21 protein-coding genes and 2 pseudogenes are annotated in these 24673 nt (G+C 45.6%); 10 read left to right on the top strand and 13 right to left on the bottom strand.

The window, feature by feature from the left end; all coding sequences use genetic code 11:
- Positions 1-15: 15 nt before the first annotated feature.
- From IE054_RS00785 to IE054_RS00770, 4 genes are all read right to left on the bottom strand, one after another.
- Complete coding sequence (locus IE054_RS00785; RefSeq protein ID WP_189403186.1) at positions 16-1359, bottom strand: sigma-54-dependent transcriptional regulator; 1344 nt, start codon at positions 1357-1359, stop codon at positions 16-18.
- Positions 1356-2510 carry a sensor histidine kinase gene (locus IE054_RS00780; protein WP_189403185.1) on the bottom strand — a complete coding sequence of 385 codons (1155 nt, stop codon included), beginning with the start codon at positions 2508-2510 and terminating at the stop codon, positions 1356-1358. Before IE054_RS00780 ends, IE054_RS00785 begins: the two co-directional genes overlap by 4 nt.
- Positions 2511-2646: 136 nt before the next feature.
- Positions 2647-4098, bottom strand: a complete 1452-nt coding sequence (locus tag IE054_RS00775) for a sigma-54 dependent transcriptional regulator (protein WP_189403184.1) — start codon at positions 4096-4098, stop codon at positions 2647-2649.
- Positions 4099-4321: 223 nt separating this feature from the next.
- Positions 4322-5125 carry a flagellin N-terminal helical domain-containing protein gene (locus IE054_RS00770; protein WP_189403183.1) on the bottom strand — a complete coding sequence of 268 codons (804 nt, stop codon included), beginning with the start codon at positions 5123-5125 and terminating at the stop codon, positions 4322-4324.
- A gap of 169 nt (positions 5126-5294) precedes the next feature.
- Between IE054_RS00770 and IE054_RS00765 the strand changes: the two genes are divergently transcribed.
- From IE054_RS00765 to IE054_RS00725, 9 genes and pseudogenes are all read left to right on the top strand, one after another.
- A complete protein-coding gene (locus tag IE054_RS00765; RefSeq protein WP_189403182.1) occupies positions 5295-6428 on the top strand; it encodes a glycosyltransferase in 1134 nt (377 codons plus the stop codon).
- A pseudogene (locus IE054_RS00760) lies at positions 6425-6600 on the top strand (cytidylyltransferase domain-containing protein); the annotation flags it as partial. The gene IE054_RS00765 and the pseudogene IE054_RS00760, both read left to right, overlap by 4 nt.
- Before the next feature lie 217 nt (positions 6601-6817).
- Positions 6818-8053 carry a UDP-4-amino-4,6-dideoxy-N-acetyl-beta-L-altrosamine transaminase gene (gene pseC, locus IE054_RS00755; RefSeq protein WP_189403181.1) on the top strand — a complete coding sequence of 412 codons (1236 nt, stop codon included), beginning with the start codon at positions 6818-6820 and terminating at the stop codon, positions 8051-8053.
- Positions 8050-8739: a pseudaminic acid cytidylyltransferase gene (gene pseF, locus IE054_RS00750; protein WP_189403180.1), complete on the top strand. Its 690-nt coding sequence runs from the start codon at positions 8050-8052 to the stop codon at positions 8737-8739. Before pseC ends, pseF begins: the two co-directional genes overlap by 4 nt.
- The gene (pseG, locus tag IE054_RS00745; RefSeq protein ID WP_189403179.1) at positions 8739-9797 is read left to right on the top strand and encodes a UDP-2,4-diacetamido-2,4,6-trideoxy-beta-L-altropyranose hydrolase; all 1059 of its coding nucleotides are present in this window, start codon (positions 8739-8741) and stop codon (positions 9795-9797) included. Before pseF ends, pseG begins: the two co-directional genes overlap by 1 nt.
- Positions 9797-10762 (top strand): sulfotransferase family protein, encoded by a 966-nt coding sequence (locus IE054_RS00740; RefSeq protein ID WP_189403178.1) that lies wholly within the window; start codon positions 9797-9799, stop codon positions 10760-10762. Before pseG ends, IE054_RS00740 begins: the two co-directional genes overlap by 1 nt.
- The gene (locus IE054_RS00735; RefSeq protein ID WP_189403177.1) at positions 10755-11720 is read left to right on the top strand and encodes a hypothetical protein; all 966 of its coding nucleotides are present in this window, start codon (positions 10755-10757) and stop codon (positions 11718-11720) included. Before IE054_RS00740 ends, IE054_RS00735 begins: the two co-directional genes overlap by 8 nt.
- 304 nt (positions 11721-12024) lie before the next feature.
- Complete coding sequence (gene pseI / locus IE054_RS00730; protein ID WP_189403176.1) at positions 12025-13080, top strand: pseudaminic acid synthase; 1056 nt, start codon at positions 12025-12027, stop codon at positions 13078-13080.
- A 7-nt stretch (positions 13081-13087) separates the two neighbouring features.
- On the top strand, positions 13088-13846 hold the full coding sequence (locus tag IE054_RS00725; RefSeq protein WP_189403175.1) for a WbqC family protein: 759 nt from the start codon (positions 13088-13090) through the stop codon (positions 13844-13846).
- A 34-nt stretch (positions 13847-13880) separates the two neighbouring features.
- Here the strand turns inward: IE054_RS00725 and IE054_RS17805 are convergent.
- The 8 genes and pseudogenes from IE054_RS17805 to IE054_RS00690 form a co-directional block, all read right to left on the bottom strand.
- A pseudogene (locus IE054_RS17805) lies at positions 13881-14356 on the bottom strand (IS481 family transposase); the annotation flags it as partial.
- Positions 14357-14599: 243 nt separating this feature from the next.
- A complete protein-coding gene (pseB, locus tag IE054_RS00720) occupies positions 14600-15604 on the bottom strand; it encodes a UDP-N-acetylglucosamine 4,6-dehydratase (inverting) (RefSeq protein ID WP_189403174.1) in 1005 nt (334 codons plus the stop codon).
- Positions 15597-19082, bottom strand: coding sequence for a 6-hydroxymethylpterin diphosphokinase MptE-like protein (locus tag IE054_RS00715; RefSeq protein WP_189403173.1), 3486 nt, complete (start codon positions 19080-19082; stop codon positions 15597-15599). The genes pseB and IE054_RS00715 overlap by 8 nt, the downstream gene beginning before the upstream one ends.
- 7 nt (positions 19083-19089) lie before the next feature.
- A complete protein-coding gene (locus IE054_RS00710; protein ID WP_189403172.1) occupies positions 19090-19404 on the bottom strand; it encodes a hypothetical protein in 315 nt (104 codons plus the stop codon).
- Entirely contained in the window at positions 19401-19829 is a 429-nt protein-coding gene (gene fliS, locus IE054_RS00705; protein ID WP_189403171.1) for a flagellar export chaperone FliS, read from the bottom strand. The genes IE054_RS00710 and fliS overlap by 4 nt, the downstream gene beginning before the upstream one ends.
- Before the next feature lie 21 nt (positions 19830-19850).
- A complete protein-coding gene (gene fliD / locus IE054_RS00700) occupies positions 19851-21275 on the bottom strand; it encodes a flagellar filament capping protein FliD (protein ID WP_189403170.1) in 1425 nt (474 codons plus the stop codon).
- 11 nt (positions 21276-21286) lie between these two features.
- The gene (locus tag IE054_RS00695; protein WP_229804958.1) at positions 21287-21754 is read right to left on the bottom strand and encodes a flagellar protein FlaG; all 468 of its coding nucleotides are present in this window, start codon (positions 21752-21754) and stop codon (positions 21287-21289) included.
- Between the two features lie 88 nt (positions 21755-21842).
- Positions 21843-22679 carry a flagellin N-terminal helical domain-containing protein gene (locus IE054_RS00690; RefSeq protein WP_189403168.1) on the bottom strand — a complete coding sequence of 279 codons (837 nt, stop codon included), beginning with the start codon at positions 22677-22679 and terminating at the stop codon, positions 21843-21845.
- 189 nt (positions 22680-22868) lie between these two features.
- On the opposite strand from IE054_RS00690, the gene IE054_RS00685 reads away from it, so the two are divergent.
- On the top strand, positions 22869-23060 hold the full coding sequence (locus tag IE054_RS00685) for a hypothetical protein (protein ID WP_189403167.1): 192 nt from the start codon (positions 22869-22871) through the stop codon (positions 23058-23060).
- A gap of 583 nt (positions 23061-23643) precedes the next feature.
- Here the strand turns inward: IE054_RS00685 and IE054_RS00680 are convergent.
- A complete protein-coding gene (locus tag IE054_RS00680) occupies positions 23644-24480 on the bottom strand; it encodes a flagellin domain-containing protein (RefSeq protein WP_189403166.1) in 837 nt (278 codons plus the stop codon).
- Positions 24481-24673 lie beyond the last annotated feature (193 nt).

The following is a 24673-nucleotide window of genomic DNA, read 5'->3' as shown; positions in this document are numbered from 1 at the left end:
CGAAACACATGCAAATCAGGCAGGCACGTTGATACCGTCCTCGCGCATGCGGGCCAGCTTATAGCGCAGCGTACGAGGGCTTATACCCAGTTTCTCTGCCACGTCCTTGCGCTTGCCGTTACACATTTCCAGTGTATCCAGAATAATCTGGTGCTCCTGATGGCGTAACTCCGATCCAAGCCGGCTGCTGTCTTCTGTGAGACTTTCTGACGCGCCCTCGTGCCCACTTACGGCTGACATCTCGATCATCAGATCATCTGAATCAATTTCACCGTCTTCACACAGAATAAGGGCACGCTGAATAACGTTTTCAAGCTCCCGCACATTACCCGGCCACTGATGCTGATTAAGCTTATTGCGCGCTGCGGCAGTCAGTCGTACCGCACTCATGCCCTGGCCGGATGTGTGGCGCTGAATAAGGTGCTCAGCTAACGGCACAATATCTCCTGGGCGCTCGGCAAGAGGACGCCAGATGATAGGAAAGACATTAAGGCGATAGAACAAGTCCTCACGGAATGTGCCAGCTTCAACCGCCTGGCGTAAGTCGCGGTTACTGGTGGCGATAACCCGCACGTCCAGCTGTACGGTTTTACGTCCACCCAGGCGTTCGACTTCACGCTCCTGCAGCACCCGCAGTAATTTTGCCTGCAGGCCTAAATCCATTTCGGTAATCTCATCCAGCAACAGGGTGCCGTTTTGCGCCTGTTCAAATTTTCCCGGGCAGGCCTGTACCGCGCCGGTAAATGCCCCTTTCTCATAGCCAAACAGGGTTGCCTCCAGCATATTTTCCGGAATGGCCGCACAGTTTATTGCCACAAAAGGCGCGTCCTGACGGCTGGACTGATCATGGATATAGCGGGAAATCACCTCTTTACCCGAGCCACTCGGCCCAAGCACCATAACCGTGGCCTCAGACTTTGCTACCTTGCGGGAAAGCTCCAGTAGTTTGAGGCTGGACGGATCGGCCACCACGGGGGTGCGTGATTCAATTTTTTGCGCGGGTGCATAGCGCCCGACCAGATTTAGCAGCACCTCGGGGGCAAAAGGTTTAGACAGGTAATCTGTTGCGCCATCGCGCATGGCCTGGACCGCATCGTCAATAGTCGCATAGGCGGTCATCAGCAATACCGGCATCTGCGGAAATTTACTTTTGATGTTTTTGAGCAGCGTCAGACCGTTCATTTCTCCCATCTGAATGTCGCTGACAACCAAATCAATGTTACAGGACGACAGCCTGGCCAGCGCCGACTCGGCGCTGTCTGTAGCAATAACCCGGTACTCAGCCAGCATCAGCGTGTCTTCGAGCGCCTCTCGCAAGCCTGCATCATCTTCTACAATAAGTATGGTCGTTTCGCTCATGACGCGTCTCCTGTTAAACTCTGAGTATCACGCACGGCCGCAGCAGCGCCGTGACGTGGTAGTGAGAATGAAAAGCGAGCCCCACCGCTGGTCAAGTTTTCCACGGCCAGTTGTCCCTGATGGGCATTGACCACAGATTTCACGACAGCCAGACCCAGTCCGGTGCCATGGGCTTTAGTGGTAAAGAACGGCTCAAACACTTTGCTCTGCAGTTGCGCAGGGATCCCTGGCCCCTGGTCAGTGACAGCAATCCGGATATCGTTGTCTTCTGTGCGGGCACTGACCTGAATCGTACTTTGCTTCGGACTCACCTGGCAGGCATTATGAATAAGATTTAGTATCGCTCCCTGCAGAGCCGTAATGTTGCCGGTGAAACTGATGTTTTCGTCAAAGCCAGAGAACTGAATTGACTGTCCGGCGCTCTGAATCACACCTTCTGCGCCAGGTTCTACGGCCTGTTGCAGATCGTTCAGGCTTAGCGTACTGACCACCTGCTCTTCGCCGGATTTCGCAAACAGCAGCATGTCGTTAACCTGATTCTCCAACTCCTGAAGGCGGTCGGTGAGTTTACCAGCGAACTGTGTCATTGCTTCGCGGGGCAAGGATTTACGTGTGAGGTTTGAGGCATACAGCATGGCCGCAGAGAGTGGCGTTCTGATTTGATGTGCCAGCGATGCTACCATTTTCCCCAGTGAAGACAGGCGCTGCATGTGGCTTACTCTAGCCTGCAGGCGGCGGGTTTCTGTTAAGTCGGTTATAACAATTAACTGGCCCGGCTCGTTTTCAAGCGGTGTGATAGACAACTTAACGCGGCGACCATCGACCAGCGACACTTCATGACCGTCATCGGCACGGGGCTTAAAAGAACGGGCGATGATTGTGCGCCAGACTTCTGCTTCAAGCGGCTCACCTAGCAACGCTTTGGCCTGATCATTGGCCTGCCTGACCACCCCTTTGCCGTCCAGCACGATCACGCCGGCAGGCATGACCTTTAGCAAATGCTCCAAGCGACCGGCCTGTTGGTGCAGGCGCTGAATTTCTGCATCGCTGGTGTAGTGCTGAGACTGACTCCCTGTCCCCGTGGTCGGGATCTCGGGGTAAGGCGTGAAATCATAGCTATCGGTAATATGAAGGCTGCTGTCGTATGCCATGCTGTCCTCGTCAAAAAGCAGACGGAATCGTATCTGACACACATAAAGCAGGTCTTGTGCCAGCTTTACATTCTTATAAAATACAGTGAGTTAAGGGGAGATTTTTCTGCAGGACTGCTGTCAATTCTCTGACAACTCAGCTTTCTTCTATGCGCTGAATGTCGTACTTGCGCATCTTTTCAACCAGTGTCGTACGACGCATTCCAAGCCGGTCAGCCGCCCGGGCTACGACCCAATCCTGCTGCTCCAGCGCCTGGCGTATCATATCAATCTCAAGCTCAGACAGATATTCTTTAAGGTTAACGCCTTCTTCGGGCAGAGCCGACGAATATTGTTGTCCTTCCTGCCCGTTGCCCTCTTTGGCTTGTTCCTGCGCCGCAGATTCAGCAAACAGCTCATTAAACGCTTCACGCTCTAGCAGCTCTTCCGGATAATCTGGCGTGTAGGCTTTAATATCACCGTACTGATACTTTTCCGGCAAATCCTGAATATCAACAATATCGCCAGGATACAAAATAGACAAACGCTCAACCAGGTTCGACAGTTCCCGTACATTCCCTGCCCAGTCGTGTTCCATCAGTGATGCAATGGCCGATTCAGTAAAGCGAACCCCATCGACACCCTCGCCCTGGATACGGCTGTTCAGCTCCTGAAGCAACAGGGGAATGTCATCGCGTCGTTGCCGCAACGCTGGGCTGTCGATAGGAAACACATTCAGTCGGTAGTAGAGATCTTCACGAAATTTATCTTCGTTGATCATCGCCTCGAGGTCACGGTGGGTAGCCGCAATAATTCTCACATCGCACTGCATGGCACGATTTCCGCCCACCCGTTCGAACGTGCGCTCCTGTAGTACGCGCAGTAACTTGACCTGCATTTGCATGGGCATGTCACCAATTTCATCGAGAAACAGAGTGCCGCCTTCAGCCAGTTCAAACCGTCCTTTGCGCGACCCGATGGCACCGGTAAATGCGCCCTTTTCGTGGCCGAATAACTCGCTTTCCAGCAATTCACCGGGAATGGCACCGCAATTGACCGGAATAAACGGCCCTTCACGACGGGCAGACAGAAAATGTACGTTGCGGGCTACCACTTCTTTGCCGGTGCCCGACTCGCCGAGGATAAGTACCGTTGCGTCTGTAGGTGCAACCTGCTCGATCAGGCGTCTGACCACCTGAATTTGCCCGGATTTACCGACCAGACTGCGAAATAACCGGGTTTTGGTCCCACTGGCCGAACGCTTGTCCGGTCGCTGTCTGCCATATTCCTGACAGCGGTGTATCGCCTGGGTTAACACAGGGTAGGTAATGGGCAGTGTGATTGCACTGACAAGATTGCGTTCGGCGACGACTTCGACACTTTGGTCACTCACGGCCACAAAGGCAATGTGCGGATAATCCGAGACCAACGTCTTAACCTGCTCGGGATTAGCATAATCAATCAGCACAGCCTCCGTTTCGGAGGTATCAAGAAAGGACTGGCAGTCGGACAACGTGCGCGACTGACAACTTTCGCCCAAAAACGTAATGATGGTACTTAAATTTTTGATTAGGTCGCTGTTATCACTAACAAGCAGAATGTCCTTCATCAATTCCCCGATTGCGCGTTTTATTTATAATAGTTTATCGCATCTATGAATTGTAACGGTAAAAGATCCAAGCGCAACTGCTGTTTAACAGAATAGGAACAAATAAAGTCTCAGCCTTTGAAAACGCAGAATAATTGACCAGCAAGCACTCGGTAAATGTCACGATGCGCCTGGGAAGATGCAGAGCCTTAATGGGTGGCAGGTAGCCCCGCCACCAGTGTTGTTAATTGAGCAGCGCCAGCACCTGACCCTGTTGCTGATTGGCTTGTGACTGCACGGTCAATGCTGCCTGCCCCCGCACATCATTAGCGACCTGTTCAGACACAGCCTGCGCGAAGTCAGTATCCTGAATTCGGCTGCGCGCTTGCGCGGCATTAATATCAGCGTCTGATAACGAACGTGCGGTACTCTCAAAACGGTTTTGCACGGCACCTAAATCAGAACGCGCGCCACCAATAGTCTGAATCGCCTCATCTGCGGCATTCAGGGCATCTTCCACGCTGGTGCCGCCGGTAAGGTCAACGGACAACAGGTTACTGAGTTGACTGCCGACATCCTGGGTTTGGACCCCGACAGACTGTCCCGGATTAGCGCCAACCTGAAACTGGATCTCAGAATCCTGCGACAACAGCGGCTTTCCGCCAATGTTGGTTTGCTCAATGGTTTGAGAAATATTGTCCTGCAACTGAGTTATTTCAGACTGAATGGCCTGACGGTCGGCGTTGTTAAGCGCGCCGTTGCCTGCCTGCAATGTCAGTTCCCGGATCCGCTCAGCGTCCTGATTAATGCCTTCAAGTCCGCCTTCAGCTATCTGCGCCAGTGATATACCATCGTAGGCATTACTGATTGCCTGACGATTGCCTTCGACCTGCGACGTCAGTCGGTCGATAATCTGCTGCGCCGCAGCGCCATCAGCGGCACTGTTCACGCGCTGACCACTGGACAGCTGCTCAAACAGTGTCTCACGCTTTTGCTGAACCTGGTTCAGTAAAGACGAATTGGACTGTGGACCATTGATCTCGAACATACGCCACCTCTATTTAGACCTTACGTAAGCTTAGCAGAACACTGACCAATTAGTAAGCAACTGACGGCCTGCATTGTGTATGAAAATTTATACCTCACAGCACTCACTTATACGCATGGAGGCTGTTATTATCATCACAATCAAATAAAAAAGTGACTAACGCTTTCTTATGCATGCACTTTTACTTACCGGCCAGAATCAGTATGGGGTTGTCTCACATTTTTTAGCAGGGATTATTGCAGACCTTAAGCAAATGGCGATCGATACGGCACTGCTAAACGCTGAGTCGCCAGACACGCTGAAAGCCGGCCTCGAAACGTTACCCTCGCTGTCTTCGTTTGATTTTGTCATAAGTTTTAATGGCGTAGGACTTGGAAAGTGGCCAGATGGTACCGATGTGTGCGCGCTCGCGCCCAGTATTCCAATTTACGTCTTTTGCGTTGATCACCCTATTCACGTACTCCGGCGCATCTGGGGCATGAAGGTCAGGTTACTTTGTATTGATCAGGAGCATGTCCAGTTCGCGTCACTCTGTGGCTTCAAAGCAGAATATTTTGCCCATGCAATAAGCAGCGCGAAAACAAACCGGTATAGCCAGACCGCCACCGAATACAAACACGATACGGTACTTTTTCCTGCTTCCTACATTGATAAAAACTATTACCACAAACAACTTGCGTCATGCTGGGATAACCTGGGCTATGCCATAGAGCAGTGTACGTCTGTATCGCGCTTTATGGAGGTCATCTGTGTGCTGCCTGCGGCAGGTAAACCGGCGCGACTCGGGCTCGACAAGCATGTTTTGAAGCTGTGTATACTGGTTGACAAATACTTGCGGGCAAAACAACGAGAAGCCCGTTTACACTACTTTGACGCAGAGGACGTAACGCTTACGGTGGTCGGTCGTCAAAGTGAAAAATATCAATCGGTCGCGCCACGTCATCACTATTCAGCCGGTCTGCCGTTTGACGATTTATTAACTGCGATGTCAACGGCCCGCTTTGTAGTTCACCACTCACCCGGTTTTGAACGAGGTTTACACGAGCGCGTGGTTTATCCACTGGCCATGGGAACACCGGTTGTGGCGGTAGACTGTCCCTATGTAAACCAGACTATGGGCAGTGGGGTTGTCACCCCGGCTCAATTTTTTGCCGGCATTGACGATAAAGACTATGACCGGCGACGTACTCAGGCGCGTCAACAGGTATTTCGGCACCATACCTGGCTTTGCAGGTTGGAAAAAATGCTCTCAACCTTACCGTCAGACTTACCTGGCGATGAAACGACACAGAAGACTGTATGAATATAGCCATCATTCCCGCCCGCGGCGGCAGTAAGCGCATTCCCAGAAAAAACATTCGCAACTTTAGTGGTAAAAGCCAATGCTTGCGCACTCTATTCATGCGGCTCTGGAAAGCGGTGCCGTGGATGTTGTTGTGGTCTCCACCGACGACGATGAGATTGCCCGGGTTGCGAACGTTGTTTTTTACGAATCAACGCACTTAATTTCTTGATGCTGAAAAGTTTCGCTTAATTAGTCAATGAAACGCACTTCTGATTGTATCGATGATAATATTGCTGATGGCGTAGGGAGTGACCTTTTTCCCCAAAAAAAAGTTTAGAAAATTAAAATTTTTTAAAACAACTAAATGCATTTTGTTAAGCTTAAGATAGAAAAGTAGGCTATAAGTCATGGCGTCAAATAAAAATATAGAACCTCCAAGTATCAATCATCAATGGCCAATACCTTACGGCAAACAAAATATCACAGAAGAAGATATTCAGTCAGTCGTAGAAGCGTTAAGGTCAGATTACTTAACGCAGGGGCCGAGGAGCAAAGAGTTTGAAGATGCTTTCGCAAAATATGTAGGAGCAGAGTTTGCAGTGGCGGTTTCTAATGGCACAGCTGCACTTCATTTAACCTGCCTAGCGTTGGATGTAAAAGAAGGCGATAAAGTGATTACAACCCCTATCACCTTCGCTGCTTCAGCTAATTGTGTTCAGTATTGCGGAGGAGAAGTAGTTTTTGCCGATATTGATCCTGATAACTATTTGCTAGACATTAATCACGTTAGAGCACTTTTAGACGCTTCACCAAAAGGGACTTATAAAGGAATAATTCCGGTAGACTTTGCCGGCAGAGCAGTCGATATGGAAGCATTTAGGGATCTGGCAAATGAATTCGATTTATGGATTATTGAGGATTCTTGCCACTCACCTGGAGGTTTTTTTTGTGATACTAGTGGTAATAAGCAATATTGCGGAAATGGGAAATTTTCGGATTTAGCTATTTTTTCATTTCACCCTGTAAAGCACATCGCCGCAGGAGAAGGAGGAATGATCACTACTAATGATAAAGCATTATATAAAAAGCTCCTGATGTTGCGAACACACGGCATCACAAAAAATGTGAACGATTTTCAAAATTCGATTGATATTGCCATCGGCGACCAGCCAACAACAAATCAGGAATACCCAGCATGGTACATGGAGATGCAAGAGTTGGGTTACAATTATAGATTAACAGATTTTCAAGCCGCTTTAGGTTTGAGCCAACTTAGTAGGGCTAACGAAGGATTAGAGAAGAGACGAGCTATAGCCGAACGATATTTCAATGCGTTTGAACATAAAAGTTTTGTAAAAAGTCAATCCGGTATAGTCGCCGGGCATGCATATCACCTATACGTTATAGAAGTAGAAGATCGATTAGGTTTATACAATCACTTGAGAGAACATAAAATCTTTGTTCAGATTCACTATATACCAATTCATTTAATGCCCTATTATCGCCAACTTGGATGGTCGCTAGGGGATTGTCCGAATGCTGAATCTTACTATAACGGCTGTTTAAGTTTACCGATGTTCCCAACACTCAGTGAAGAAGATCAGGAATATGTGATTGGAGCACTTGAGGATTATTACAGATGAGCAATTTATGCATAATACCGGCACGCGGTGGAAGCAAACGTATTCCACGAAAGAATATTAGAGACTTTCTGGGAAAGCCAATGATTTCATATGTTATTGAATTAGCAGTAGAATCAGGGCTTTTTGATGAGATTATGGTTTCCACAGAGGACGAAGAAGTAGCAAAAATAGCACAAGATTGTGGAGCAAGTGTTCCTTTTCTTCGTTCAAAGGATAATGCAAATGACCTTGCAACTACTGCAGATTGTATAGCTGAGGTTTTAGATAATTATAGGAGTAAGTTCGATTGGGTTTGCTGTATATACCCAACTGCTGTCTTAGCTCAGCAAGCAGATATTAACGATGGGTTGAAAAAGATTAAACTACAAAATTTAGATTCTGTTTTTCCCGTAGTTTCCTTTGACTATCCAATTTGGAGAGGGTTAAAAATCAGTGATAAAGAAAAAATTGAAATGATATGGCCTAAGTATTTACGTTCACGCTCACAAGATTTGCAAAAAGTTTATCACGATGCAGGACAATGGTATTGGTTCAATCCAGAAAGTTTTAAAAAGCAAAAAAAGCTATTTATGAATAACAGTGGCTTTATAGAAAAAGAGCGGTTAGAAGTACAAGATATAGATACTTATGAAGATCTGAAATTAGCGAAATTAAAATTTTCTTCGCTCAGGGAAAAGCTTACTTGATGAGTAAAAGAGCGATATTCAGAGCAGATGCAAATACAAAAATTGGTACGGGCCATATTTTGCGTTGTAAACTACTTGCCCATAAACTGCAAGCTTTAGGATTTCAGATCTTTTTTATAGCTAAAAATCTAACTGAAGATTTAGCTGACGATCTAACTAGATATAGTTTTACAGTGGTCCAATTTGAGAAAAATCAGAAAGAATCAGATCTAGTATATAATTTCTTCAAAAGGTATAGGCAGCGAGAAAAAACGATTTTCATAATTGATCATGATGCACCTGAGCTTCACGATCTAGAGTTCCAGTCGATAATTAGAAACGATTATGGCTTACGTTTAATGTACTTTTCATTTGATGATAAATATGACTTTCTTGCAGATATTGTGTTAAACCAAAATATTAGAGCATTGCAGATGAATTATCAGGTCGGTAGTCGCACAAAGCTTTTACTTGGACCTCAATATGCAATCTTAAGTGATACATATGCAAAGCTCCAAAAAGACGGGCTTAAGCAATTTTCAGATAAAGAAGATAACTGTCTGTTATTTTTTGGAGGAGCAGATGTAAGCCGTCAAACTTTGCGCTACCTAAAAGCACTAGGTAATAATACCAAGCTATTTCGGTCTCTAATTGTAGTATGCGGTTCCTTAAACCCCGATTTAGACGCAATTAAACTGTACATTGATGACCACAAAGAAATGGATGCTACGTTATATATCAATACAACTAAAATGCCCGAGTTGATGGCAAAAGCTAAATATGCCTTGACATCCGGTGGACTGACACTCTGGGAGTTAGCTTGTCTCAACACCTTACAAATCGTAAGTCCTTCAAGTGAGCGTGAAAGAAAAACTGTAGCATTTTGTGTCGAACAAAAACTTGTACACCATCTTAAAGATACAAATCTGATGACAGATCTTGAACTATTAAAGCACATCGCTGCTTACAAAAAAGATAGACTCAATTCCTTAATGGTGAAAAATTTTAACAAAGTAGTAGCTGTCAATGGCGTTGAGAAAGTGACAGAAAAGATTGATAATTTGATTTCAGATTCATAATGTCAGAACAAAAAAGACAAGATAGATATAAAAAGAATACTTTCATCGAAAAGTATTTTCGCCAGATAAACTCAAGATTGGAAGGGGTAGATCGTTCTATTATTAAGGAGATAAATAGTAGTACAGAGCCGAGTCCTGTTTTTATAATTGGTTTACAACGATCTGGTACAACTTTGCTTAACCAACTCTTGATCAACCAATTTAATTTCGCATATCCGTCAAACTTTTTGGCTAGATTCTGGAATGCACCCTTAACTGGACTACTACTACAAAATAATCTAAATTTTAAAGCGGATGTATCTTATAAATCCAATTTGGGTTACACAGAGGGACTATCCGGCCCCCACGAATTTGGCTATTTTTGGAAGCATTGGTTTCCTTGGGACGCCTTTGAAAAAACATTTCAAAAATCCAGTATCGACAACGAAAAGATCGTAAAAATTATGCGCGCGATACAAACTATGGAAGATAGACCTTGGATATTTAAAAATCTGCACAAAGTAAATTTTCAGATTGAGACGCTTCACCAATTATTCCCAAGTGCAGTATTTCTTTATATCAAGAGGGAACCACTCTTCGTGCAGCAATCTACATACCAGTCTCGTATAGAGTTATTTGGAACGGTAGAGAATTGGTTTGGTATTAAACCACCGGAATACTTGGAACTAAAGTCAAAACCTGTAATGGAACAAATTGCCGGGCAAATATTTCATAGCGAGCGATATATAGAAAATAGTTTAGAAAATATTCTCAAGGATAAATTTTTTCAGATTGAATTTGAAAACTTAGTAGCCAACACTAAGCTTGTACTAAATTCCTTGTACGCTTTTTTCGTAAAAAATAATATAAAGATTGATAAACCATCAGAGCATAAAGCTTTTGACTTTAGTAATAGAAACAAACTTAGACTAAGTTCAGATAAAGTAAAAAAAATGAAAAATGCTTTAATTGCATATTATGACTGAAAACGATAATTACCAGACAATCTACGAAAGTAGAGCTTGCTATATCCTTTATAATATCTTTAAGAAAATAGGTAAAGGAAAAGTAATTATACCAGCTAATATTTGTCCGATCGTCCCAGCTACTATCTTAAAAGCTGGATTAACACCTCATTTCATAGACATTGATACTAAATCTTTCACCATTAATCAATCGTTACTATTTAGAGATTTAAAATGTAATCCTCATGATTTTAGTGGTCTGATATGGGTAAGAACTTATGGTGATAATCATCTTGATATTAAGCCACTTATTCAAACGGTCAGGGCATATTCGCCTTCAATTTTCTTTGTTGATGATCAGTGTTTGTCGATTCCCTCATTTACTGTGGAGAACAGTGAAGCTGACTTAATATTGTACAGCACAGGTTATTCTAAAGTTGCAGAAATAGGATCGGGCGGATATGGGTTCCTATCTTCCGACTTCGTGTACGAAAGGTTCCCTCTCGCTTTTAAGGAAAGTGCATATGTAAAACTGCAGGCATATTTTAGAAACTCTATTAGGCAGGGATCTCAGATAAATATCCCTCAAACTCCTTGGTTAGATAGCAGGATGCCTCAACTTTCATTTTCTGAATACAAAGAAAAAGTATTAATCTTGAGCCAGAATGCCGTCGCGCATAAGGCAAAAATCAATAAGATCTATGCAGATGTGTTACCAAATGATATACAACTTAGTAATACATTCCAAAACTGGCGTTTTAATATCTTCGTAAAAAATAAAGTTCACATTTTGAAGAAGCTATTCGAAGCAGGCCTTTTTGCCAGCAGTCATTACGCGCCTATAGCACCACTTTACAGTCTTGAAAATACACCTCAGGCTGATAAAGTGCACAATGCAATCGTAAATTTATTCAATGACTTTCGCTTCAATGAGGTAAAAGCTGAAAAAGCTTCTCTAATTATTAAAGATAATTTATAGTCATTGCGCTTACAGATGATACCTTTGTAGGATTTATTTCGTTGAAAACAATCCTAAAGTGCACAAGTCTGGCTGAGTATTGATGTTATCTCGATAAAGGCTATCTCATTAACGTTCCGAAATTTTGATAACTGAACCTCTCGCTTTAGTTAACTTGATTCTGATATCGTTGGTTTTCGATCAACTCATTTTAAATTATGATAACACTGTTCTTTCTAGCGATTATAGACCACAGACGGGCGGTTGTTCTGCTCACCGTTAACCATAAGCGATGCGCTTATTTTCGGACTCCGGACCCAAATACATGAATCAATTTCAAATCAATCAAAATACGTTAGGTAAAGACCATCCCGTATATATCATCGCTGAGTTATCAGCAAATCATGAAGGAAGTCTTGAATTGGCGAAAAAGTCGGTCGAGGCAATTGCTGATACAGGGGCTAATGCCGTAAAAATTCAGACTTATACACCTGATGTCATGACACTTAATAGTGATAAAAAGTGGTTTAGAACTCGACAAGACAGCCCCTGGGCAGGAGGGAAGCTTTATGATGTTTATGAAAAAGGCCAGACCCCTTGGCAATGGCATGCTCAGCTCAAAACCTTAGCCAATTCTTTAGGGTTAGATTTCTTTTCTTCCCCTTTCCATCCTGACTTAGTTAAAAAGCTGGAAGGAATTGAAGTACCGGCATATAAAATTGCTTCACTGGAGATCAATGATATTCCTTTAATTAAAGCAGTAGCTAAAACCGGTAAGCCTATTATTATTTCTACCGGGGCGGCTGATGTAGAAGATATTGAATTAGCGATAGAAACATGTAAAAGAGAGGGAAATACTAAAATTGCTCTGTTGAAGTGCACCAGTGCTTATCCAACTCCTTTGGAGGAAGTGAATTTAAATGCGATACCCTATATGGAGAAAAAGTATAAAACAGTGGTGGGATTATCAGACCATACTTTAGGTTTGACAGCAGCGCTCGGCGCAACGGCCATGGGAGCAAAAGTTATTGAAAAGCATTTTATTTTAGATAAGGCAGGAGCTGGTTTAGATAGAGAGTTCTCTCTTGACCCATCAGAATTCACTACTTTAGTCAAGGAAGTGCGCAATATGGAGAAAGCAATGGGCACTGCTAGCTTAGACTTATCCCCAAGAATGATCAATGCCACAAAATTTAAACGCTCGATTTTTGTTTCAGAAGATGTGAAAGTTGGAGATACAGTCACCCCTAGCAATATAAAAGTACTAAGGCCGGGCCTGGGACTGCATCCAAAGCATTACGAATCGCTATTGGGTAAAAAGTTTACAAAGAACATGGATAAGGGTTCGCCTTTTTCATTGGATATGATTGAAAAGGACTAGGTTTAACGTGAAGAAAACTAATAAAACCGTGGTCATTATGCAGCCATCTTATATTCCTTGGTTGGGTTATTTTGATTTAATCAGGCAGTCAGATTACTTTGTATTTTATGATGATGTACAATTTGTTAAACAGTCTTGGCAAAGTCGAAATAAAATAAATTCGCCTCAAGGGGAGTTGTATTTAAGTGTTCCAGTACAGAAAAAAAGGCATCATTATGACGTTATGATAAAGGATGTTTTAGTAGATGATAAGCAACCTTGGCGAAAAAAACATTTTAAATCCATTGAACAAAATTATCGGAAAGCGCCATATTACAGAGATTACATCGATCATCTTAAATGTATCTACGAACAGCCTTTCGAAAAACTTGCGGACTTTAATATCAATCTAATAAAAGAAATAGCAGCGTTACTTGAGATTTCGAGCAAATTTTTGAGATCTAGCGACTTAGATCTAGCAAAAGGCCCAAAGGAACAAGGCATTATTGCCATCTGTAATCATTTACGGGCCAAGCGTTATCTGAGCCCTGTTGGTGCCATTGACTATTTAGATAATGAAATGGCAAAAGTAGCTTTTTCAAAAGAGCGTATTAAAGTTGAATTTCAGAATTTTCAACCTCAAGTATATCAGCAAAACCATAAAAACTTTACCAGTTATTTAAGCGTTTTTGATGCTCTGTTAAATATTGGCCCGTCGGCAACGCTCAAAAATATGGTGGAAAGCAGCAAAGAAGCTGTTCCCTTTCCCCAAAAAATACCACAATGACATGTACGAGCTCACCTGATCTGACAGCTACCCGTTATCCGTTGCCTGTGTCAAAATAGCTTTGAGCGAAATTCTTCGCAGCCCAAATCCGTTTTCCCATCTGTTAGTGTTTCCATTGGAGTGCTGCCGCAACACATTTTGCTCTGATCTACTCTTTCATTGCTGTAGTATTCCTGCCACCCTCCAGATCTTACTGGAACTCCTCTGGAAAATCATAGAGCTTTCTGCGGATGATGACCTGGTCTAAGCCGTTTAGGACAATTTTATGGAACCGCTCACGGACGGATTTCGCGCCTTATTTTTTGTGTAGTCGATATTGTTGATGGCTAAGTAAAGCTGATAATCATGCTGTTCTACTTTGCCGTAGTATTCTGTACCTCTAGCTGTCAGAATTTTAAGCATCGGCAGCTCCAATGCCTAGAAGAACGGCAATACTATGTCATTGAGTATGTCGGTTGAGGCGATTGGCGTCTTAGTAGTATAGAGGTTGGCGAGCGTGATTTTACTGTAGTATCGACGAACCGAGATTGATTCAATCCAAACGAGAGTTCCATCACCTCTCCCCCCGATCTACCAGAAGGCAATGTGCTACGCCGTTGTCTTCGAATTAACCGCGACCATCTGACGCATACCTATAGCATTTAACAGTATAGCCTGAAAATTCGGTGCTTCATCACTCTGCGTCAGGAATTAATTCTTCATATGAATGATAACCGCGATATCGTCCTCTTCAATACTATGGCAACCTGAAGATCATAGAATCTTCTCATTTAATTCCCGTAACTCTTCGACAGAGAGGAAATGTGAATTAGTTCCCGATTCGTATTCAAAACCGGGCTCAACAGGCCGACCTATCTCTCCCAATTTATTTTCCAGGTAATTAATTTGACTGTCGAAAAAAGTAATTGGCGGTTTAATAACAAAGTGGTCAGTAAACTCAATACTATGATGAGATGTTTCTTCAGGCACCATCATTTCATGAATTTTTTCGCCAGGTCTTATCCCCACAATCTCATGGTCCCTCTTACCACTGACCGCTTCAACAAGGTCCAGGATTCGCACCGAGGGTATTTTGGGAACAAAAATCTCCCCTCCTTGCATACGCTTAAAGCTACTCTCAACAAACTTTACGCCTTGCTCTAAGGTAATCCAGAAACGCGTCATTTCGGGGTGAGTGACCGGAAGGGCGCTACAGCCATCCGCAAGCTTTTGGCGGAAAAACGGTACCACTGACCCACGGGATCCTACAACATTTCCATAGCGAACCACAGAAAAACGGGTTCCCTGGGCACCTGATATATTATTTGCTGCTACAAACAACTTGTCAGACGCGAGCTTTGTCGCGCCATAGAGATTCACAGGGTTGGCCGCTTTATCGGTTGAAAGTGCAATCACCTTTGGGACGTCGTTAGCGATCGAGGCATCTATCACGTTCTGCGCACCATCAATATTCGTTTTAATACACTCCTGAGGATTGTACTCAGCAGCGGGGACCTGCTTTAAAGCTGCGGCATGCACTATTATATCGACCTCTGTGGTCGCTGTAATAAGTCGTGACTTGTCTCTAACATCACCAATAAAATAGCGCATACAAGGCGCATTGAATCGCTGTTGCATGTCATACTGCTTAAGCTCATCGCGAGAATATATAATAAGCTTCTTAGGCTTATGCTTATTGAGGATACGGTTGACAAAGTGATGGCCAAAAGAGCCGGTTCCACCGGTTATTAGTATGGTTTTATTTGAAAAATCAGACATTATTATCCCCAGAAGTTACTTCAAACAGATGCGTCTTGTTCGTTTGTTGTTCGACTATATCCTGCTCATCACACACAAAGTCAATTATGCGTAACCTTGGTACATATCGAAGTCTGTCACCCATTTTATTGACGAGCATGGCATCGCTGATTTTTTCTTGTGACAGCATCAGGTATGTAATGCCGTCATATACATAAAAGTCGTCTGCCAGGCTCAGATCATAATGTTCCTCGACCTGCTGATGCGCAGGGTCCAGTGTAAGCTTTGGCAAAATAATCACTCCGGTATAACCATTAATGGCTGTCTCTAATGCACACTGCAGCATATTCACCGGGTTACATGCCACAGATATGTGCCTTTGCCGATAGTCACAGGGACAATATACCACGGGAACGGCTACCTTATTTGTGACGGTGTGCAAGGACGGCTTGTCGGTAGCAATAAAGCACGACACATCACTTTCCAAAACATCGCTCTTTGTGTTGATAAAAACGAACTTCAGGTCGTCACGCACAGGTTTTGGCTGTTCGAGCTGCTCAGAAAGATCATTGGGTACGATTTTTTGCAGATAACGTGTCGCTGTTGCAGGAACCACCTTGATAGCATCCACTGTCTGCTGATCTATCAACTGCCTGTAGCGAACCGCTTTGCGCTGCTCGACATGACTTGATATGTAATCCAGCGCATCGGTATCGTATTTTACGCCGGCATAGGCCTGTTCAAGAAATGACTGCCAGGCGTCCAGCAGTCGTTGCATGCTTTGCGTGCGTTGCGCTTTATTCTCAACAACCTGTATCTTATTGATAATACTGTTCATCAGTTCCAGCGTTCCCTTCATCAATAACCAGAACATGGTGGGCTGATCCTGGCGGGCTTCTCTAAGCATAGCGCGATGCGCTTCTATCAGTGTTTCCGGTGAATCAACAGCATCAGGATTATCGCTGGCCAGCGCGATCAGCGCCTGGAAATCATCAAGCGTTTTCTGATGCGGATAGAAAGATTCAAAGCGCTGGTTAAAGTCTTCGGGAACAAATGTTGTAAAACACGCGTCAAGGACGTGGTCCAGTGTCGAAGTTTTTTGCCCCGGTGTGGATAAGATCAACACATTATCGGGGTGCAGTGACTGTGTCCCCTCAATTTTCGCGCCATCGTTCAGGTTATAGACATCGCCGGATACCCGTGTGAACACTTTACCTAAAATCCGGCAAGATATTTTGAATTCCTGCTTGGTAAACACAACCGGACGTAAATTTCCCTCTACCTGAAGTCGGGTATAATTCATCTTCGTGTAGTCGACCAGTTGTTTGCCCTGCTCCAGATAATAGCCGGAACTTTTTGAGTGGTGGTACTGGTCATCCACAAAGCCCAGATCGGTCCCAAACAAATAATACTGTGCAAAGCCAAACTGGCTGGCAAAACTAGCCGCGAGATTGGACACGGTGGGATAAGCGTACAAGAGTGATGATAACGGTAAGCGACCGTACATCGAACCAATCGCCTGAGTGGGCGCTTCGCCATTTTTGAAAACCAGATAACTTGAGTGAAACATGTCGCTAAGGTCGGGGTGAACCGCACTCCAGCTTAGTAACCGAATTTTCTTAAGATAAGAAGGATCGCCAACCCGCCCGACCCAATCACAGGTAGAGCGATTCATTTCTACTTCGGCATGAAAATCTGGCGTGATCCCCTGACGGTAGAGACTTTGTAGTGCTGTACCACAGCTTATGATGATGGCGCGGTCTGCATTTTCTTTCAGAACGGGAAACAGCCCGTCTAACGATGGTCCATTGCCCACAATGAATACGGGCACATCTTTGTGTTCTTCCGTCAACTGAGTGTGTGGATGAGCAAGCAAAAACGGCACCTGATTTTCTACCGCTTTGCGTGAATGATTGATGGCATACTTCGAGTGATCGTAGTAGAACTGCATGGAAATTATCAGGCGCAGATGCTCGTGCAACTGCTTCAATGCCGGATTCAGGCGCTCATTGTAATGGCCCCGGTAAAAGTAGGCATTCGCCAATAAATGAACGCCCATAGCATCAAAAACCTTGAGAAGATCATCGGCTAAATGGGTGCCATCATCACCGATATTGATGTAGGCGCGTCCCTCTCGTTCATCCAGCGAGGTTAAGACAGATGACCAGTCAATCGCATACAGCGACGCATAGAAAAAGTCCCGGTTCGGTTCACAGATAAAAAGCGCATCAATATTGCGCGAGGCCATCAGAGGTGTCAGCTGGTAGCCTGCGCCCATGCCAAACAGGATAAGAGTTTCAATATTATCAGGAAGCCGTCCTTTACTTTCTTCAAGGTTTTTCAATACAGCCACGGCCTCCTGGACAAACTGGTAATGCAGATACCGTCGAAGCTTTCCGGTAGTACGCTGAATAATCAGACTGTTGCGATTGGGGTGGGCAGCGTAGTTGGAAAAAATATCCTCGCCATCCAAAACAGGCGTTTGGCTATATAAGTGTGCGAGACTTTTACGATGAAAAACATTCACCTCACCTGCTTTATTTGCCAACGGTTGCCAGTTCAGAGGCGTATAGTCCTTAAACGATGTATAGATATCAGGAAAAAACTGCCGAAAGGCCGCCATATTTTTGTCAAATCGCACCTGATCAAGGTACTGCGTTTTCCAGTCTGACCGTTGCACTGGCGGCATCCAGGTTGGCACATACTCATCGACCTTACTGTCAAAATCTAAATCCGGGATCCAGTTATTGAAAGACGTCCAGGTCTGCTTAGCAAGCGCATCAGTAATTTGATCAAACACCGGATGGTGGTAGTGCCGGTAAAGATAGAAGCCTACCATCTCGACGTTATTAGCCAGCTCAGATATGTCGCTAAAAAGATCCCGGCCGTCTTTACCCAGTTGCAGGTAAATTGCCGTATTTTTTTGACGGGCGAGACTGAAAATATCCCGCCAGTTTGTCGCAAGCATTGAGCAGCTGAAAAAGTCCAGATTAGGCTCATAAATTATCAAGTGCGCAATATCAGCACGCATAATCAGTGACTTAACCTGATAGCCAAGCCCAACGCCCAACATTGCTACCACTGCCGAAGCCGAGGAAAAGGGCTTTGCCTTTCGCAACACGTCAGCTAACGGCGAGTCCAGTCCCTCTAGCAAACCATGTTCAGGATGCTGTGCTGACTGGGAGCCGTCGAATGCAACATAATGAGGTGTTTGCAAAAACTGAGAGAGCTGTGTGTCAATTTCCTGACCCGGCTGCTTGCCGTACACCACGTTACCTGCTTCGTAATCGACAATATTCAGCGCGCCGTCATGATTACACATAACAGAGTACTTCACATTAGTCCTTTGCCGAAGCTGATCGACAACATTTGGCATAACATTCTGAAAAAAAGTAAGATTTTCTTGCTTCAGGCGTGTCATACCCTCGGCGGCCTGCTGCTCAAATGCCTGCTGTGTGTCGGCGTCATAGTGCAGATGCAGTTTTATGTTCTGAAGCATGGTGGTTTTATTTATATTTTTTTACGGCTGCCCGACTTCGCATGAAATGCGTTATGTCATCTTTTGCAGAGTCTAGCAAGGTTTGCACCAATTCCAGAAGCTTATCATTGATGGGCACTTCGTTGTGCGCAAATTCGCGCGCATCATCGGTGGAGAGGGAGGCGAGATGTTGCTGTACTATGGCATCTCGCCTGGAAACGATGTCAAGCAACGTCGCTTCGATATTGTCAGGCTCCTCGGCCGAAAGAGCGGCGATCAATTCATCGTTTACCGCTCGCAGTTCGGGAGGTGTTTTATTATGATTCAGCTCGTTATTGGTCACACAGCTTGTCTTTTCTGACGCTGGGCCTCATAGGCTTCCTGCTTGGCCGCTTCTGGAATCTGAACCCAAGCGTCGCGAATGGGTGATAACAGACTAGATACTTCATCCAGCATCTGCAAATCATTTTTAAAGTGCGCTGAATTCAGACGGTCAACCATGTAGTCATACAGCGCAAACATGTTTTCTGAGGTTTCCCCGCCAACACTCAGGTCAAGCGTATCACGCAGATGCATAATAATAGCAACGGCTTTCGAGATATAGTCAGCTTTTGCCTCATACTCCTTACGCTCCATTGCACCTTTCGCATAGGCGATACGGTCAAGTGCGCCCTGCATCAGCAGCAGTGTCAGTTTATGCGGGTCAGCCGAGGCAATATCTTGCTTAGTATTGCCCTGCTTGTAAGCATTGATGCCTTTTAAAGCCATGATAACTCCAGATGTAGTAGGTTAACCCAGGGCGGCAAACAAGGCCGATCCCGTCTGGTTAAGTCTTGCCACTGTCTGGTCAAGACTTGTGTATTTCTGACGCAATAAATCTTCATACGATGACATTCTCCGCTCTAGCTGCTCTCTGTCATCGGAGATTTCATTACGCTCGTCTTGCGCTGCGCGCTCACGGGTAGTGAGCAAACCACTACTGTTAGTGTACTGATTAGCAAACTCGTGGAGCCGAACCGCAATCCCTTCATTTTCATCGGTAAACAGTGTCGCAATATCATCGAAATTGTCAGATAGTGCTTCCTGAAGCCTGGTATTACCCGAGCCAAGTCCAAAGTCTGATGAGCCTATTTCCAGCTCGCCATCCTTATTAAATTCGATACCCAGCTGGAACAGACCACCCAGCTCAGAGGTCGATACACTGCTGCTCAGAATACTGGAAAGGCCGCTTTTTATGCCACGAAGCAGCGAATCGCCAGCCAGTGCACCATCCTCATCCTCCGGCGTCTCTCCATATCGGCCAAGTTTGTCGATTTCTTGAATCAACGCATTATAGCCTTCAACGAAACCGCGAATTTTTTCTTCCAGACCTTCTTTGTCAAAGCCAATTTCCAGCCGGGTTGTCTCGCGCGTGAGACCGTCTGACGCCAGTGGCGACACCTCATTCACTTCAAACGAAACGTTGGCAATGGTGTTTTCGAATTTATTGGTGCTGCTTTCCACATCAATACCATCTATTTGTGCTTTGGCATTGGTGGCATCGGTGATGTTGGCGGCAGAAATTCCCGCCGTAGAGAATTTATCCAGCTCAGCATTGCCGCCATCATTGGTGATGGTGAGATTGTTACCCTCCCCGGTCACTGACGAGGTGAACACCAGACGCGGTCCGGCAGCAGTGCCGGTATCAATGATGTTGGCACCGACTCCAAAATTGTCGGCGTTGTCATTGATCGCTTCGCGCAACTCGGTCAGCGTCATTCCCGCGGCAACATCTACCGTAAATGAATCGCCATCAGGCACTGAAAAGGTCAGTGACCCCGTACCTGTCGACAACACACTGTCAGACGTTGAAGTAAACGACCCTTCATCCGTGATTGCGCGACTACCGGTAGCCAGCTCAGATACGGATATTTCATACTTGCCTTTGAGGGCGGACGAGGATGCACTTGCAGACAGTACATCATCATCTTCCGACGGGTTGGTAATTTTCGGTTCCCGACCATTGATATCGCTATCGGAACGCAACCCATCCACCAGAGTTTTAAACTCTGAAAGTTTTGACTTAATTTGCCCCAGGCCAGAGATTTCAGCATCAACTTTCTCTTCCCGTGCATCCAGGCGCATCTCTTTCGGACGACGCTCTGCCTGAAGCAACTGGTTTACGAGGTCCGTAAGCGCGAGCCCTGAACCTACACCTAACGAACTGATTGACATTCTTTACCTCACTACACCTGGTTATTGACAAATACGCCTACGCGACCGTCAATGTCTTTCTGAAACGCCCGGATATACTCAGCCAACTGTAACAGTTCCTCGGAAGGAATTTGCCTAATGACGTCACCTGAGTCGGAATCTTTTACTGTGACGACAGAACGCTGCGTTTCATCATCAATGGCAAAGGTCAAATTTCTGTTCTGGCCGCGAAAGAACGATTGCACTTGCTCGACCATTTCAGAAAGGTTTTCATCTTTGCTTCTTTCAGAGTTATCGGCATCCTCCTGACGACCTTGAGCTTCTTTTGACAGAGCTTGACTAATTTCTACGGGCGCTGTTTGAGCGAGTGTCGCACCGGCTGCGCCGGCTTCTCGGCTCTGTAACCCCTGCTGCATATCCGTTGACTGAGACGCCTCTCTGGCGCTCGGTTCACGCTGTGTTACTGTGTTCTGTCCGGACTGTATTGATACGATATCCATGCTTTCCTCCATGCCTTAAACAAAAAACGGGCCACTGCAATGCAACAGCCACCCGTTTAACTTCAGACAAGGTTGTGGAACCTATTCATTATCCTAGCAGAGATAATGCAGCCTGTGGTCGCTGATTAGCCTGGCTCAAAACAGAGATGGATGCCTGCTGCATGATCTGATTACGTGTCAGTTCTGCAGTCTCAGAGGCAAAATCAGTATCCTGTATACGTGAGCGTGCACTGGTCAGATTCTCTGAAATATTGCTTAGGTTACGAATACTGGATTCAAAACGGTTTTGCAGCGCACCTAAATCTGCGCGAACTGACCCGATACCTGATAATGCAGCATCAATATCATCGATCATTGATGATGCGCCTCCAGCAGTATCAATATTATTGGTGTTAACGCCTAAACCTGCAGCGCTAAAGCCGTCAACGTCAAGATTACCAGCTGATAAGTTCACAGAGATGCTTTGACCGGCATTAGCACCAATTTGGAATTTCGCTGAGAAACCACCGTCCAGCAGGCTCACACCATTGAACTCTGTATCGCTGGCAATACGGTTTAATTCACTGCGCAGGGCCGATACTTCTTTTTGCAGCGCTTCACGGTCTTCGGTACTGTTGATACCGTTTTGTGACTGGATCGCCAGCTGACGAATACGCTGCAACGCGTTGGTGGTTTCATCCAATGCACCTTCAGCGGTTTGCGCCAGTGAGATTGCATCGTTTGCGTTACGAACCCCTTGATTGAGGCCCTGAATTTGCGCGGTCATGCGATCACTAATTTGCAGACCCGCTGCATCATCAGACGCGCTGTTGATGCGGAAGCCTGAAGACAAACGCTCAAATGACGTCGACAGTGCGTTACCGGTATCAAATAACTGGCGCTGTGCATTTAGCGACGACACATTCGTATTAACATATAAAGACATTTTACTACCTCCTTTGAATTCGATATCACACTCGCTGACACCAAACTCAACCAGATTAAATTGACCAGGTCACTACACCTGACCAACCCCTTTAAAAAAGTAAAAATATTACCCCTCGACTATTGTTATCGTCCGCCATTGAGGATTCTTTAGGATTTTTTTTAAATTTTTTACAGGAAGGTAATTTTATTGAAACACCGCGAATTAATTGAGCTAAGCGATGTTATGGCCACGCCGGCATGGGGCCGGGGGTGTGAAATCGTACACGCTGCCGGGTCACTTTTGCCGTTTATCCGGCAAAAAGCGGCAACCGAAGTACGTGCACTTGCCGCTTGCCAGCTTGCCCCACACGCCCCCCGGTGTGCATGTGCGGACAGCTAGCGCTGTGGCGCATATCTATTCTGCATCCGGACCAACGACACAGCATGGGCTGTAAACCAGTCAAAATGCCCACTTGCCTGGAGAAGATGCGAATAAGTCTACAAAAAAACAATTAACACTTAAACCCGGCATAGTAAATGCTTATACTACTGCGTCGGAGGGTAAAACCTCTGACGCTCATTCAACAACAAACCGCTGAATGAGAGGCGTGCATAACGCCTACTATATGCTGACGGCAGGAGAGTTGTCCCAGACCTCATACCTCTCACTACCTCCTGGCTTCAATCCTGTCAGTCAGCATTTCTCTTACCTCAGTCAAATTTCTGTCACGCCCATTGAAGATGCGAATCAGTCTGTCGCCGCTCCCTTTTTGAAGGTGTTGCCAATCATATCCACTTTGTATGGGCTAAAACATTACCTGTCTTTCAGTGCGGGTAGACAAGGTGCATTGCATCGCACACAAGTACGTCTGCACGCGGGCTGAAAAGCAGACAAAAAAAAGGTCGGGATTGACCCGACCTTCCACGCCTTGCTTCACGGGCGACCTGGTTCACTACCTCCTGGCTATTCCCGCATTAGCGATTTAACCCAGCAGTGACAGCGCGGCCTGAGGACGCTGATTAGCCTGAGACAGAACCGTAGTACTTGCCTGCTGAAGGATCTGGTTACGTGTCAGGTTGGCCGTCTCAGTGGCAAAGTCCGTATCTCTGATACGTGAACGTGCTGCTGAAACGTTTTCTGAGATGTTGCTCAGGTTACGAATGCTTGACTCAAAGCGGTTTTGCAGTGCACCAAGGTCCGCTCGTACCGACCCGATACCTGACAATGCTGCATCAATATCGTCGATCATCGCTGATGCACCGGCTTCGGTATCAATGTTGTTTGCGTCAACGCCAAGACCGGCTGCGCTGAACCCATTGACGTCAATGTTTCCTGCAGACAGATTCACAGAGATACTCTGGCCTGCATTTGCGCCGACCTGGAATTTGGCAGAGAAACCACCGTCAAGCAAATCCACACCGTTAAACTGTGAATCGCTGGCAATACGGTTGATTTCACTACGCAATGCCGACACTTCTTTTTGCAGCGCTTCACGGTCTTCGGCACTGTTAATACCGTTTTGTGACTGAATCGCCAGCTGACGGATACGTTGCAGAGCATTCGTGGTTTCGTCGAGTGCACCTTCTGCAGTTTGCGCCAGTGAGATTGCATCGTTAGCGTTACGAACCCCCTGGTTCAGACCCTGAATCTGCGCTGTCATGCGGTCAGAAATTTGCAGACCGGCAGCGTCATCAGCAGCACTGTTGATACGGAAGCCTGAAGACAACCGCTCAAACGACGTTGTCAGTGCATTTCCAGTATCAAACATTTGACGCTGGGCATTCAACGAAGATACGTTTGTATTCACATATAAAGACATAAGTCTCTCCTACACTTCATTCTCAGTCCAGCATGTTGCTGGCTGCCGGAGCTTCCGGCGGTTAACAAATCTGGCGACCATCCCGTTTGTATTTCCTGATGACCTGCCTTTCTTGAGTACTGTATCGACGGTAAGAAAATTCCCTTTAGAAAAAATCTAAAAAAATCTCCTTACACGCTAAAATACTTAGAAG

It is taken from the genome of Alteromonas halophila, assembly GCF_014651815.1.
GTDB classification, from domain to species: domain Bacteria; phylum Pseudomonadota; class Gammaproteobacteria; order Enterobacterales; family Alteromonadaceae; genus Alteromonas; species Alteromonas halophila.
The sequence above is the reverse complement of the archived record's forward strand: the minus strand, read 5'-3'. Positions and strand labels throughout refer to the sequence as shown.

Excerpts from the sequence above, each read along its gene's own strand:
- IE054_RS00785 (WP_189403186.1), bottom strand. The coding sequence starts at position 1,359 with ATGAGCGAAACGACCATACTTATTGTAGAAGATGATGCAGGCTTGCGA.
- IE054_RS00780 (WP_189403185.1), bottom strand. The coding sequence starts at position 2,510 with ATGGCATACGACAGCAGCCTTCATATTACCGATAGCTATGATTTCACG.
- IE054_RS00775 (WP_189403184.1), bottom strand. The coding sequence starts at position 4,098 with ATGAAGGACATTCTGCTTGTTAGTGATAACAGCGACCTAATCAAAAAT.
- IE054_RS00770 (WP_189403183.1), bottom strand. The coding sequence starts at position 5,125 with ATGTTCGAGATCAATGGTCCACAGTCCAATTCGTCTTTACTGAACCAG.
- IE054_RS00765 (WP_189403182.1), top strand. The coding sequence starts at position 5,295 with ATGCATGCACTTTTACTTACCGGCCAGAATCAGTATGGGGTTGTCTCA.
- pseC (WP_189403181.1), top strand. The coding sequence starts at position 6,818 with ATGGCGTCAAATAAAAATATAGAACCTCCAAGTATCAATCATCAATGG.
- pseF (WP_189403180.1), top strand. The coding sequence starts at position 8,050 with ATGAGCAATTTATGCATAATACCGGCACGCGGTGGAAGCAAACGTATT.
- pseG (WP_189403179.1), top strand. The coding sequence starts at position 8,739 with ATGAGTAAAAGAGCGATATTCAGAGCAGATGCAAATACAAAAATTGGT.
- IE054_RS00740 (WP_189403178.1), top strand. The coding sequence starts at position 9,797 with ATGTCAGAACAAAAAAGACAAGATAGATATAAAAAGAATACTTTCATC.
- IE054_RS00735 (WP_189403177.1), top strand. The coding sequence starts at position 10,755 with ATGACTGAAAACGATAATTACCAGACAATCTACGAAAGTAGAGCTTGC.
- pseI (WP_189403176.1), top strand. The coding sequence starts at position 12,025 with ATGAATCAATTTCAAATCAATCAAAATACGTTAGGTAAAGACCATCCC.
- pseB (WP_189403174.1), bottom strand. The coding sequence starts at position 15,604 with ATGTCTGATTTTTCAAATAAAACCATACTAATAACCGGTGGAACCGGC.
- IE054_RS00715 (WP_189403173.1), bottom strand. The coding sequence starts at position 19,082 with ATGCTTCAGAACATAAAACTGCATCTGCACTATGACGCCGACACACAG.
- fliS (WP_189403171.1), bottom strand. The coding sequence starts at position 19,829 with ATGGCTTTAAAAGGCATCAATGCTTACAAGCAGGGCAATACTAAGCAA.
- fliD (WP_189403170.1), bottom strand. The coding sequence starts at position 21,275 with ATGTCAATCAGTTCGTTAGGTGTAGGTTCAGGGCTCGCGCTTACGGAC.
- IE054_RS00695 (WP_229804958.1), bottom strand. The coding sequence starts at position 21,754 with ATGGATATCGTATCAATACAGTCCGGACAGAACACAGTAACACAGCGT.
- IE054_RS00690 (WP_189403168.1), bottom strand. The coding sequence starts at position 22,679 with ATGTCTTTATATGTTAATACGAATGTGTCGTCGCTAAATGCACAGCGC.
- IE054_RS00680 (WP_189403166.1), bottom strand. The coding sequence starts at position 24,480 with ATGTCTTTATATGTGAATACAAACGTATCTTCGTTGAATGCCCAGCGT.